The organism is Oceanobacillus polygoni (assembly GCF_008304605.1).
Taxonomy (GTDB): domain Bacteria; phylum Bacillota; class Bacilli; order Bacillales; family Amphibacillaceae; genus Oceanobacillus; species Oceanobacillus polygoni.
Map to the genome: position 1 here is coordinate 142,097 of NZ_PIJY01000033.1, position 13,007 is coordinate 155,103.

The following is a 13,007-nucleotide window of genomic DNA, read 5'->3' on the forward strand; positions in this document are numbered from 1 at the left end:
TTTTATCGATTTTCCCTAGGTATAATTGTTTAATTATTTCCGGTTTAAGGTAATACTATAATATATGTTCAAAAGAAAGGTAAAAAGGATTGAGGTTGGCTAAGTTCGCAACGTACTTTTGCGGGCGCCAACACTAGACGCCTTGTGCTTCGATGTGTCATTTTTACCGGACCTTTTGAACAATCTCTAATATATATCATATCAATAAGGGGATAATGAGATGGGATATTATGATCAGAACTACCGGACATATCGGAAACGAAAAGGAAGATGGCTCGCCCCGCTTATCATAGGAATCTTGATTGGTATTGTATTTATTGGTCTTGTTATGCCTGAATTTATGAATTCAACGAATAACGGAGACGAGGCTCGTGACCAAGTGACAATTGAGACGAATGAGCAGAATGGTAATCAAACGATTAATACATCAGTAACCGTTGATGTGACAACCCAGATAACGGAGGTTGTGGAGGACGTAACGCCGACAGTTGTAGGGATTACGAATATTCAACAGCAATCTGATTTTTTTCAGCAGCAAGAAGGGATAGAAGCTGGCACAGGATCTGGCGTTATTTATAAAAATGACGATGGAACTGCTTTTGTTGTGACAAACCATCATGTGATCGAAGGCGCAGATACGGTAGAAGTTGTTCTCTACGATGATACACACATGGAAGCAGAAATTGTTGGTAGTGATATCTTCTCAGATTTAGCAGTGCTACGAATGGATGGAACGGCTGTAGATAAGGTTATTGAAATTGGCACATCGGAGAGCATCAAAGTTGGAGAGCCAGCAATTGCAATTGGTAACCCATTGGGACTATATCTTTCGAGCACGGTTACGCAAGGAGTAATTAGTGGAACGGAGCGGACAATTCCACAGGATTTTAACCAAGATGGACGTGCGGATTGGCAAGCAGAGGTTATTCAGACAGACGCAGCGATTAACCCTGGGAATAGTGGTGGTGCACTGATTAATATTTATGGTCAGCTTATTGGAATTAACTCCATGAAGATTAACCAGGCTGCGGTAGAAGGAATTGGATTTGCGATTCCAATTGACTATGCCTTACCAATCATCGAAGAACTGGAAAATACAGGCGAAGTGACACGACCTTATCTAGGTGTTGAAATTTATTCGCTTGATGAAGTACCACAAACGGAGTGGAGAGACACATTAAACCTGCCTTCTGCAGTGGATGGTGGCGTGTACGTCTGGAATGTAGAACCATTGTCACCAGCGGATCAAGCAGGACTAGAACGTTTGGATGTGATCACAGAGCTAGACGGGAATCCGATTATGAATATGATTGATTTGCGTAAGGTTTTGTATCAAGAAAAGGAAATTGGCGATACAATTCAAATGACGTACTACCGAAATGGTGAACGAATCGAAACGAGTATAGAGCTTGGAAGCCAATAAAAGAAATGAAAGCTATCTTCTAAGAAGTAGTAGAAGATAGCTTTGCTTGTTAAAAGTGGGAAATCACAGGTTGTGGATAACTCATAGGGGCATGTTTATAAATGAGGAAAGCTCCATTTACCACTGTACACTGTTCATTGAGCGTTATTGCTTTAGTTATTCAAAATGTGTATAATCTATATTTTTTGAAGAAATAATCCACAAAAAACGAAAGTTATGCACAAACGGTGGATAATTAAAATCAATAAATCAATATATGGTGTAAAAAATCAATATTGTATCAAAATATCTACGAACATTTGTGCATATGTGCATAAACCTGTTGATAACTTAAAGTTATGCAGAGAGAATTGCTGTTATACACGAGTTATCCACAGAGAGGACTCTCGATTTGTTGATTGCTTGGATATAGTCAGGTAGCTTTTAATCCGCGAGCATACTGCCAAATAAGTAGTAGCATGATAACCAAAACGATATCTAATCTTGCTTGAAAGGCAAAGTTAAGAAATCCAGTTGTCCCGATTAAGGGAACCTTTGTGAAATAAAGTGCTCCAAGCATAATGAATAAAAGAGGAGCTACGGCAACATACATATACATCCTACCAGCGATTAACATCCCACATCCCAACTCGACAAGAGCAACAAGCAATAATATCACCTCTGGAAAAGGCAATCCAATTCCCGCAAAAATCTCTCTAAAATCAGGATTGATTAACTTCATCATGCCAGAAATAATAAATACATAACCTGTCGCATAACAAATCCATTTTGTTACATGCATCCCTTTCAATTAATCATCTCCCAAAAAAAGTATCTATTGCTACATACCTATGCAGTAGGATGGACAATCTTTCCCACAACAGTTAAAAACCATGGCAGGATCTTCGTGGGGTAGTGCTGTATCTCGAGGTAATGGTGTTATAATTCTGCGAGTGGTGCTTTATCTCAAGGTAATGGTGCTATAATTCTGCGAGTAGTGCTTTATCTCAAGGTAATGGTGCTATAATTTTGCAAGTAGTGCTTTATCTCAAGGTAATGGTGCTATAATTCTGCGAGTAGTGCTGTATCTCATGAGTATGGTGCTATAATTCTGCGAGTGTTGCTTTATCTCAAAGATGTAGTGCCATATTTCTGGGCCGGGCTATCCCTAACCAATCCTGCGAATTGCAATTGCGAATGATTCTCATTATAATCAAGGATAGATTAAAAAAAGGAAGTGCAGTGAATGATCCGTCGATTTTTCTCGTATTACAAGCCGCATAAGCGGTTATTTATTGTTGACTTTACATCAGCAGTTATCGTTGCCATTCTCGAGCTTGCGTTTCCGGTGGCGGTACAATGGTTTATTGATACATTACTTCCAGGCAATGACTGGAATCTAATTATCACGGTAAGTGTACTCTTATTATTCGTATATTTATTAAGTACTTATCTGCAATATATCGTGACCTATTTAGGTCATAAGCTCGGGATATATATCGAGACAGATATGAGGCGTGACCTGTTTCATCATGTACAGAAGCAATCATTCAAGTTTTTTGATAACACAAAAACAGGACATATTATGAGTAGAATCTCCAATGATTTATTTGATATTGGAGAGCTTGCACACCATGGACCAGAGGACTTTTTCATCGCAATTATGACCTTTATTGGTGCTTTTATCATTATGTTCTCAACCAATGTGCAGTTATCATTGATCATTTTGATTGCTGTTCCAATCCTTGTGTTTCTTATTTCGTTCAGTAACATTCGCATGAGTAGAGCATGGAAGAAGATGTATGAGGACATTGCAGGTGTCAATGCACAAGTTGAGGATGCCGTATCTGGAGTTCGTGTGGTTCAAGCTTTTACAAATGAAAAACATGAAATCAAGCGTTTTGCAGTAAATAATAATAGCTTTTTAAAGGCAAAAATCGCAGCTTATAAAGTAATGGGATTCGTGCATTCGAACATTTACATGATGATGCGTTTAATTACATTGCTCGTCTTAGTTGTCGGCGCATGGATGACGTTTAATGGACAACTAAGTGCCGGAGAGCTAGTATTCTTTGTATTAATGATGAACGTATTATTTAGTCCAATTCAAAAAATCAGTGCGTTGTTAGAGTTGTATCCAAAAGGAATGGCTGGATTCAAACGCTTCGCACAAATGTTAGATGTTGAACCAGATGTTCAGGATCGTCCAAATGCTGTACACGTTCAGCAGCTAAAGGGAGATATTGCATTTAAAGATGTTTCGTTTAGCTATGAAGAAGCTCATGGCCCTGTCTTAAACGATATGAGCTTTAACATTCGAGCTGGTGAGACGATAGCATTTGTTGGACCATCAGGAGCCGGTAAAACGACGATATCATCCCTTATCCCGCGCTTTTATGATGTAAATGCTGGGAGTATAATGATTGATGGAATGGATATTCGTGATATGACAAAGGAATCGCTTCGTCAGCAAATCGGCGTTGTGCAACAGGATGTATTCCTCTTTACGGGGACGCTACGGGAAAACATCGCCTATGGGAAGCTCGATGCAACCGACGAAGAAATTGAGACTGCAGCAAGAAATGCTCACATGGAGGAATTCATTAAGGAATTGCCAGACGGTTATGAAACCCAAGTCGGCGAGCGTGGCTTGAAGCTATCCGGCGGACAGAAGCAGCGAATTGCGATTGCACGGATGTTCTTAAAAAACCCACCAATCTTAATTCTCGATGAAGCGACATCGGCACTAGATACAGAAACTGAAATGATCATCCAGAGAGCCTTGAATGACCTTGCGAAAAACAGGACAACCCTTGTGATTGCGCACAGACTCGCAACCATCAAAAATGCAGATCGCATTATGGTTGTAACGAAAAAAGGAATTGAAGAAGAGGGAAGTCATGAAGAGCTGTTGAAACAAGGTGGCTTATTTGCACAGTTGCATAATGTGCAGATGAACTAGATGGTTTTTTGATACAGGCAATAGAAGAAAACATTGCAGAGTGACCACAATCACTCTGCATTTTTATTTGGAAAACGGGTATTAGGGAAGTCCTTCAAAGGAGTTTAATAAATAAGTAGTTTAGTGTAGACTGAATTTATAGAAAACAATATATGGAAGCTTGTGAAGAAGCAATATACTCTAGTGCATATTAAATAACAGCTTATTAGAAGAAGCAATCTGTAAAATAAGGATAATAACAAGTGAAGGAATGAAGAATGATGTCTCATAAGAAAAGGCAAAGAAGCGTGATTTTGGATTTGGCAGTTACGTTGGATGGTTTTGTGGAAGGGAAAAATGGAGAAGTTGATTGGTGTATCATGGATTCAGAGATGGGATTCCATAATTTCCTAAATCAAATCGATACAATTTTGTATGGAAGAAAAAGTTATGATTTATGGGGAGAGTATACTCCAGAAAAGAATTCTGGTATGGAAGAAGAAATGTGGGAGTTAATTCATAGTAAAGAAAAGTACGTGTTTTCGAGGACACAAAAAGGGCCTGAGACAACAGCAGTTTACATAAATGAAAATATTTTGGAAGAAGTAAATAAATTAAAAAGTAAGCCTGGTAAAGACATCTGGCTCTATGGTGGAGCAAATCTTATTACAACTTTTGTAAATCTGGGTCTTGTTGATGAATTTAGATTATCTGTTCATCCTATTGTTTTGGGAGAAGGTAAACCTTTGTTTGTTGATATAAAGAAGAGCTTTAATCTCAGATTAGTTAATTCAAGAACGTACTCTTCTGGAGTTGTTCAACTGATTTATCATAATGATGAGATGTAATTACAACTTGCGTCTTAACACAATAAGAAGATTGCCAATACGGCGGTCTTTTTTAACGAAAGAAGTTTATGAAATCAGAGCTAAGATGATTATAAAGTAATTAGGATGAGGGAGATTCGAAGTGGAAAATTGTGTATTTTGTAACCTGGATTTAGAACCAAATAAAAAAGTCATTTTAAGTAATGATTATTGTGAGTTTTTAAGACAGGGCATTTATTCCAAAAAAGTGCTATAATTATTAAATCAGTGTGTAGAGATATTGGTCTTTTTTATGGACCAAAAATATATGTCTCAGGATACGTCTGCCATCTGAAATATTTTCAATGGAGATGATCAATATGCACGGAGAAACAAGATTACCGCAAAACGGAAAAGAATTTGCATTATTTTTAGCGATTATATCAATACTTTCAGTCAATATTATCGCACCGCTTATTATGGGATTTGAATTTGGATTCAGTAAAGAGGTGTATGTTGAAACCCTACAAGTAATTCCTTTTATATGGATTTGCGTCATTTTATTGGTAACACTTGTTGCAAATCCAATTGTTAATAAACTTGTACAAAAGTTTATTGAACCTAAGGATGGTTTTAATGCAAGAGTATTGTTCACAATATTATTTAGCGTAACCATTCTATCCATTTTACTTACAATTATCGGATCTTGGATTGGTATGAGAGAAATTAGTTTGGAACCGATTCAAACTTTCTTTTATAACTGGCCACGTAACTTTTTCATCGCATTTTGGGTTGAAGTTTTGATTGCACAGCCGATAGCAAGATTTGCAATGAAAAAATTACATGAAAGTCAGGCACGTAAAGCAGAAAGATTAAGTGCGTAAATACGCAGCTGATATATTTGTGTTTACCACAAGAACATATAATACCAATTAAAAAGTAAAGAACCCATTTTGATCAGTTTTTTTCAAAATGGGTTCTTTATTATTTGTCTCAGCTTACAAGCGCGAACCACGACCAACTCACTATGACGATAGAATCGAAGCTATTGATGAAAATCGAATAGTAGACATAACAAGGGGAGATTTATCCCCCCTAAATGCAGTTATCCACAAACTCTGGATAACCTGTTAATATGTTAGAAAATTTACTAAAAATCAACAATTCATAATTCCCTTATGTCATGTATCACGCTTTAACGGGAAATATTATCCCGCCCCTAATAGTAAGAATATAACTTCTAAAAAAACATGGATAAGAGAACCGCACATTATCAAAATTTGTCGATATTCCCCGGGAAATAATTTAGGAAATGATAAACAGACTTCCATTAAGACTCATATTCATCCCCTTGTGAGCAAACGAAAAAAATCCAAGCATAATTAAAAATATGGTCAATATAATTTAAAAGGTGATGTAGTTCCTCTGCACTATCGGACAAGATGCATCCATCACTTAATAGCAAACAGCTTTCATTATGGCTAGCACTCTTTTTTTCATAGTAAGAATGAATGATGGAAAGGAGGTCTTTCTTTTATGAGAAAAAGATAGCAAATAGATAGCTGTTTCGGTGCTTTGTTTATTTTAAAGATACAAGAGGGGGAAAATGAAGTGGAGAAATTATTAAATGGCAGAATGATGATGTTATTTGTCGTGATGCTGATGGTTGTCTTTATCGCTGCTTGTTCATCGAATGATGATGATCAAGATGACACGAATGAAGATCCAGGAGAGCAGACAGAGTCGGATAATTCTTCTGATGACAATGCAGATGGTTCGATTTCTGGGGATTTAGAAATCCAGTATTTTGTTGGTGGTTATGGTGATGCTTGGTGGAAAGAAGTTATTGCAGATTTTAAGGAAGCGTATCCAGAGGTCAATATAATTGAGCATGCTGGTCCAAATATTAATGAGGAAATGCGGAGCCGTTGGGTATCCAATGATCCACCAGATGTCGTATACATTGATGGTGCGGGATCCAGTGAAACACAAATGGTAGAAGATGGTCAGTTGATGAATTTAACTGAATGGGTACAAGGTATTGAGCTAGAGGGTGGCGACAAGTTAATAGATAGTTTCATTGTTGAGCCAGGCACATTTGACGGTGAAATATACTCGTTGCCGTTAGTATTTGATACATGGGGTACATGGTATGACAGAGCATTGTTTGAAGAAAAGGGATATGAGGTGCCAACAGATTTTGAAAGTTTAATGAGCTCTATGGCAGAGATCCAAGCAGCGGAAGGAATTGACCCATATGTAACGAGTGGTCAGCATCCGTATTACTTCCTGCGTGGTGCGCTTTATCCGGCATTTGGTGCAGCAGGTGGAGAGGAATTGCTGGCTGATTTAATAACTGGTGCAGAAGGTGCGTGGACAAGTGAACCTGTTTTAGAAGTCATGAAGCGTGTGGAAAGAATGCAGGAGGAAGGAATGTTTGATTCCGGACTTGGTGCGTTAAACCATACCCAGTCACAAATGAATTTCTTGTTACATCAAAATGCCTTTATTCCAGTAGGATTCTGGCTGCCAAATGAAATGGCAAATGATATCCCAGATGGTTTTGATTTTGGCTTTATTCCTTCCCCAATGCAGGCTGAGGATGAGAGCTATGCGATTGTACCAGACTTGCGTCCATTAGCAATTTCTGAAGAGGCGGAGAATCCGGAAGCAGCAAAAGCTTTTGTTGAATTTGCATTTACACGTGATTATGCGATGTCTTTCTCCGAGCATACGGGTGCGATGATGAATATTACGGAAGTGGACTTAACGCAAAACGAAAATGTTTCTGCTTATTTAACAGAAGCAAATGCCATGATTAACGATCCAGACCAAGTGACGATTTATAATAAGCCACATCCAATGAGCGCTGATTTGGAGGTTCCTGTTGGAAATGCTCTCATGTCGCTCATGCTTGGAAACATGACCGCAGAGGATTTTGTTCAAGAGGCAGAAAAGGCTGCAGCTGAATATCGTGGCAGTAATTAAATAGCTAGCTATCAGCAGGAGTCCCGATCTCCTGCTGATAGATTTAATTGGATTCTATAAAAAAGGCAGGAGGTGGATCAGGTGGTACAGTCTAAAAAACAAAAGTATTTGTTCCTGGCCTTTTGTTTAATTCCGACCTTTCTATTATTTGCTGTTTTTACATTATATCCATTGTTTAGCGGGTTGTATTATTCCTTCTTTGATTGGTCGGGATCTTCGCAAAACAAGGAATTTATTGGGTTTGCCAACTACATAAAATTAGTGAAAGATGCAATCATCCCAAATACGATTATGCATGATTATTTTTTAGTCGTAACGAAGGTGATTGGGATTATGATATTAGCACTGTTTTTTGCAGTTGCTTTAACTCAGTTAAAAATTAAGGAAGCTCCTTTCTATCGGATTGTATTCTTTTTCCCTAATATTATGTCCGTTGTCGTTATTGGAATCTTATGGACATTTATTTATAACCCAAGTCTTGGATTGATAAATTCCGGCCTGGAATTTATCGGCTTGGAAAGTTTGGCAAAGCCATGGCTCGGTGATGAAACATGGGCATTACCAAGTCTTGTTCTCCCTTCCATTTGGGCAGGAATTGGATTATTTATGCTCATGCTTATTGGCGGAATTTCCAATATATCCAAAAGCTACTATGAGGCAGCAGAAATTGATGGGGCAAGTGAGTGGCAGCAATTTTGGAAGGTCACGCTACCATTGATCTGGCCACAGATTAAGATTTCAATTCTTTATATCGTCATTACAACGTTAAATGGCTCGTTTATTATTGTCCAGGTAATGACTGGCGGTGGGCCAAATAATGCAACACACGTGATGGGGTCATATCTCTATCAGCAAGCATTTGTTCAATATAATTTTGGTTACGGGGCAACGATTGGCGTTATGATTTTGATTCTGTCCTTGTTAACGGTACTTATTCTTCAGTTCTTTATGCGCCGCGATAAAGTTGAATATTAACGTTTCCATAAGCGAGGTAACCCGGACTTTAGAGTAGAAAGGAGGAGTAGCTTGTGAAGCGGAGTGTCGGACAAATTCTAGGGAGAGCAGGGATTCGCATCCCGTTAATTCTCTGGACAATTGCTGTATTGTATCCGATTTTCTGGATGTTTCTTGGTTCGTTTAAATCAAATGCTGAAATCTACCGGAATCCATGGGGCTTTCCGGAGTCATTCAGTCTCGATAATTTTGTTACAGCGTGGACAAACTATAATATTGATACAAGTGTGTTTAATAGCTTAATTGTTACGGTTATTGGAACGGTTCTTACGTTAGTACTCGCAATCCCAACCGCCTATGCAATTGAGCGGATTCAATTTCGCGGAAGCAAGGCGTTGTTTCTATTATATATTTCAGCAATGATGATTCCGATGGTGCTAGGCTGGATTCCATTATTCTTTCTCTTGGCAAGGCTTAATCTATTGGATAATATTTATGGATTAGCAATCGTCTATGCGGTAAGTCAGCTTCCATTTACTATTTTTGTGTTAACGAGCTTTATTAGTACGATTCCAAAATCATTGGAAGAATCCGCTGCGATGGACGGAATGTCACCTTATATGGTTTTATGGAAAATCATTACACCATTAAGCATGTCAGGAATTATTACGGTTACGATTATGAACGCAATCCAATTTTGGAATGAATATTTTATGGCATTAATCTTTTTAAATACAAGTAGTAATTATACGCTCGCATTAGCCATTGATTTTATTAGTAGTGAAGCGCAATATACAAATGCATGGGGCACATTGTTTGCGAGTCTTGTGATTGCAATTATTCCAGTTATTGTCCTTTATGCCATTTTCCAAAGGCGAATTGCGAAAGGTTTAACGGAAGGTGCGATTAAAGGATAACAGTGCAACCTATAACGAAAAATATACAGGATACGACAATCCAATACGGGTTGTTGTTTTTTTGTGTAGAAAAACAGCTTCCTTATTGGTCATACTAATATTTCTAATAAACGTCATTATGCTGAAAGTGTGTGAATACGGGCTTATTTTTAATTGTTTTAAGGCTTATTTCCCCCTTCTTTAACCAACTAATGTCCTATGCTATGAGGGGTTTACTATTGCTATTCTAGGGATAAATATTCATTTTTATCAAATAATTCATTTTTTACATAATAAAACAACATTTTTAAATGGGGTTTGCTATTGTCTAGTTAATCTAAATTACTGCACGTTTTTGACACCACTGAATTAATCATGGGAGGAGTGGCAGGTTATATAAGAAGGACAAGCTATCATTGTTCATTTTTTAAAAGAGTTGGCAAGAGCAAAAGTGCATGCACACGACTAGCGCTGGACTAGACGGAGCAAAGGAGGAGTATCTGTGAAGTTAAAATACGTGTTAACCATTTTGTCACTGACACTACTTGTCGTCAGCATTCCACTTTCTAGCTTGGCAAATCAGACAGGTGAAGCAGGAAACCATGACGCAAGGATTCGAGCAATCATGGAGGATATGACGTTAGAAGAGAAAGTTGGCCAGCTTTTTATTGTACATGTATACGGTAAAACGCCGACAGATCCAGCTTACGAGTTGATTAATCTTGGGAATAATCGCGGTGGAAAAGACTTTCAAGAGGTCATTGAAAACTATCATATTGGTGGTGTGATTTATTTTAACTGGACCGACAATATCGGAACACCACTTGATGTGGAGCAAGTTAATGCGTTATCAAATGGATTACAGGATATTGCGTTAGAACAAGATCAGGAGATTCCGCTGTTTATTTCAACGGACCAAGAAGGTGGGATTGTCCAGCGAGCAACAAGTCCTGCTACTGTTTTTCCAGGGAATATGGCACTTGGTGCTGCAAGACTGGATAATTACGCAGCACAAACCGGAAGTATTCTTGGAAAAGAGCTGGACGCATTGGGCGTTAATATGAACTTTGCTCCAACAGTGGATGTCAATTTGAACCCAGAAAATCCGGTAATTGGTGTTCGCTCTTTTGGTGAGGATCCTGATCGTGTATCAAGCCTTGGAGTTGCGCAAATCGAAGCACTACAGGAAGAAAATGTGATTGCGACGGCAAAGCATTTCCCGGGACATGGAGATACGGACGTTGATTCGCATTATGGATTACCGATTATCGATCATGATTTGGAAACGCTGCATGAAGTCGATTTGAAGCCTTTTAAGGATGCAATCGATGCAGGTGTAGATGCCATTATGACGGGACATATTGTTGTTCCCGCATTGGATGACTCTGGTCTCCCAGCTACATTATCTCAACCAATCCTTACTGATCTATTGCGTGAAGAAATGGGATTTGATGGTTTAATTATTACCGATAGCCTTGATATGTCTGGTGCCGATGTTTTGCCACCGGAAGAGGTACCAGTGGAGGCATTCAAAGCAGGAGCAGATATTCTATTAAATCCAGCGAATGTGGAAGAATCTTATACGAGCATGCTTGAAGCTGTACAGTCTGGTGAAATTACGGAGGATCGCTTAAATGAATCGGTTTACCGGATTCTACTGGCAAAAGCAGAAAAAGGCTTGTTTGAAGACCCATATGCAGATCCAGCGAAAGTAGAGAATATCGGGACAGAAGCACATTTGCAAGCGGCAAAGGAAATCGCTGAAAAAAGCATCACGCTTGTTAAAAATGAGCAGGATGTTCTGCCTGTATCCGACGCAGAAACCGTGCTCGTAACTGGTCCATCGGCTGCCAAGCCTGGCCTAATAGCTGATTTATTGGATGAAAAAGGCATAAGCGGAGATAGCTTTGCAACGGCTGCAAGTCCGACAGCAGAGCAAATTGATCAAGCTGTAGAGCTTGCTGAGGCAGTGGATAAAGTGATTATCACGACCTACACAGCAAACACAAATAGTCAGCAGCAAGCATTGGTTGAAGCATTACAAGCTACTGATAAGCCAATTATTGTCTCGGCCCATCGGAATCCATATGATGTGATGGCCTTTCCGGATGTGGAGGCTTATGTGGCGAGCTACAGCTATTTAGATGTATCCATAGAGGCGGTTGCCGGTGTGTTGGCAGGTGAGCTTAACCCGTTTGGGAAATTACCTGTCACGATCCCGGAGCACTATGAAATAGGAGAAGGTCTGGACTATGTTGATATTCCACGTGGTGCTGCAGGAATGAAGCAGCTTGTCGATCAATTGGATGAAGCTGGAGAAATATCGAACCAAGAAGCAAGTCGTGCACTGAATCTCCATTTAACTGCAGTAGCGCAATATGAGGAGCGAAGGCTGCCTGATAAAGTGATTAAACATTTGGAAGGCTTTCGAAAACTACTCGATCAGCAACAGGATAATGAGGCAATTTCAAAGAAAGCCCATAGTTATTTAGATACAGAAGGACTGCGATTAATTGAGCATTGGTTAGAAAATTAAACAGTAATCGAAGGAACGAGCCGAGGAGGGATGCAGCTTGAGATATTTTTTACGAATCGGAGTGCGGCTATCTGCACTGCTCTATTTAATTTTTATCATCATATACCTGGTGCATTCCCCGACAACGGCTTTGTTTACCGATACCACAATAGTTGTTGGAAATATAACGGCTGGCAGCTATCAAGTGGAAGAGATAGAAACGAATGAAGAAATGGAAGAGGAGGAACCTGAAGCAGACGAGGAAGAGACAGTAGAAGCTGGTGATTTAGAAGAAGAAAAAGCTGATACGGAGAACGAGCATGGGGGAAATGAGGGGGCATCAACCGGAGCGGCTGAATCAACAGAAACAGAGGAAGCGAAAGAAACGAACGAAGAGGAAATAGATGAAAGATCTGAAGAAGATGAAGAAGAAACCGAACAGGAAGATGTGAATGAAGAGGAAATGGGAGAAACTAGTGAGCCCACCTGAGCAAGGGAGTGAATA

10 protein-coding genes are annotated in these 13,007 nt (G+C 39.1%); 9 read left to right on the plus strand and 1 reads right to left on the minus strand.

Features of this window, described 5'->3' with window-relative positions; all coding sequences use genetic code 11:
* Window positions 1-220: 220 nt before the first annotated feature.
* On the plus strand, window positions 221-1,423 hold the full coding sequence (locus F1560_RS17310; RefSeq protein WP_149475899.1) for a S1C family serine protease: 1,203 nt from the start codon (window positions 221-223) through the stop codon (window positions 1,421-1,423).
* A gap of 412 nt (window positions 1,424-1,835) precedes the next feature.
* Here the strand turns inward: F1560_RS17310 and F1560_RS17315 are convergent, their stop codons facing one another.
* Window positions 1,836-2,204, minus strand: a complete 369-nt coding sequence (locus F1560_RS17315) for a DoxX family protein (RefSeq protein WP_149475930.1) — start codon at window positions 2,202-2,204, stop codon at window positions 1,836-1,838.
* Between the two features lie 444 nt (window positions 2,205-2,648).
* Here F1560_RS17315 and F1560_RS17320 point away from each other — a divergent pair, with 444 nt between their 5' ends.
* The 8 genes from F1560_RS17320 to F1560_RS17355 all read left to right on the plus strand — a co-directional run bounded on the left by F1560_RS17320 (window position 2,649) and on the right by F1560_RS17355 (window position 12,992).
* The gene (locus F1560_RS17320) at window positions 2,649-4,364 is read left to right on the plus strand and encodes an ABC transporter ATP-binding protein (RefSeq protein WP_149475900.1); all 1,716 of its coding nucleotides are present in this window, start codon (window positions 2,649-2,651) and stop codon (window positions 4,362-4,364) included.
* A 260-nt stretch (window positions 4,365-4,624) separates the two neighbouring features.
* The gene (locus F1560_RS17325; RefSeq protein ID WP_149475901.1) at window positions 4,625-5,191 is read left to right on the plus strand and encodes a dihydrofolate reductase family protein; all 567 of its coding nucleotides are present in this window, start codon (window positions 4,625-4,627) and stop codon (window positions 5,189-5,191) included.
* A 338-nt stretch (window positions 5,192-5,529) separates the two neighbouring features.
* Window positions 5,530-6,033: a DUF2798 domain-containing protein gene (locus tag F1560_RS17330; protein ID WP_149475902.1), complete on the plus strand. Its 504-nt coding sequence runs from the start codon at window positions 5,530-5,532 to the stop codon at window positions 6,031-6,033.
* Window positions 6,034-6,760: 727 nt separating this feature from the next.
* Window positions 6,761-8,137, plus strand: coding sequence for an ABC transporter substrate-binding protein (locus tag F1560_RS17335; RefSeq protein WP_246811948.1), 1,377 nt, complete (start codon window positions 6,761-6,763; stop codon window positions 8,135-8,137).
* A gap of 81 nt (window positions 8,138-8,218) precedes the next feature.
* Entirely contained in the window at window positions 8,219-9,112 is an 894-nt protein-coding gene (locus tag F1560_RS17340; protein ID WP_149475903.1) for a carbohydrate ABC transporter permease, read from the plus strand.
* A gap of 53 nt (window positions 9,113-9,165) precedes the next feature.
* Window positions 9,166-10,008, plus strand: a complete 843-nt coding sequence (locus tag F1560_RS17345) for a carbohydrate ABC transporter permease (protein WP_149475904.1) — start codon at window positions 9,166-9,168, stop codon at window positions 10,006-10,008.
* A gap of 481 nt (window positions 10,009-10,489) precedes the next feature.
* Window positions 10,490-12,523: a glycoside hydrolase family 3 protein gene (locus tag F1560_RS17350; RefSeq protein WP_246811949.1), complete on the plus strand. Its 2,034-nt coding sequence runs from the start codon at window positions 10,490-10,492 to the stop codon at window positions 12,521-12,523.
* Between the two features lie 37 nt (window positions 12,524-12,560).
* Window positions 12,561-12,992 (plus strand): hypothetical protein, encoded by a 432-nt coding sequence (locus F1560_RS17355; RefSeq protein ID WP_149475905.1) that lies wholly within the window; start codon window positions 12,561-12,563, stop codon window positions 12,990-12,992.
* The last annotated feature ends 15 nt before the right edge of the window (window positions 12,993-13,007 follow it).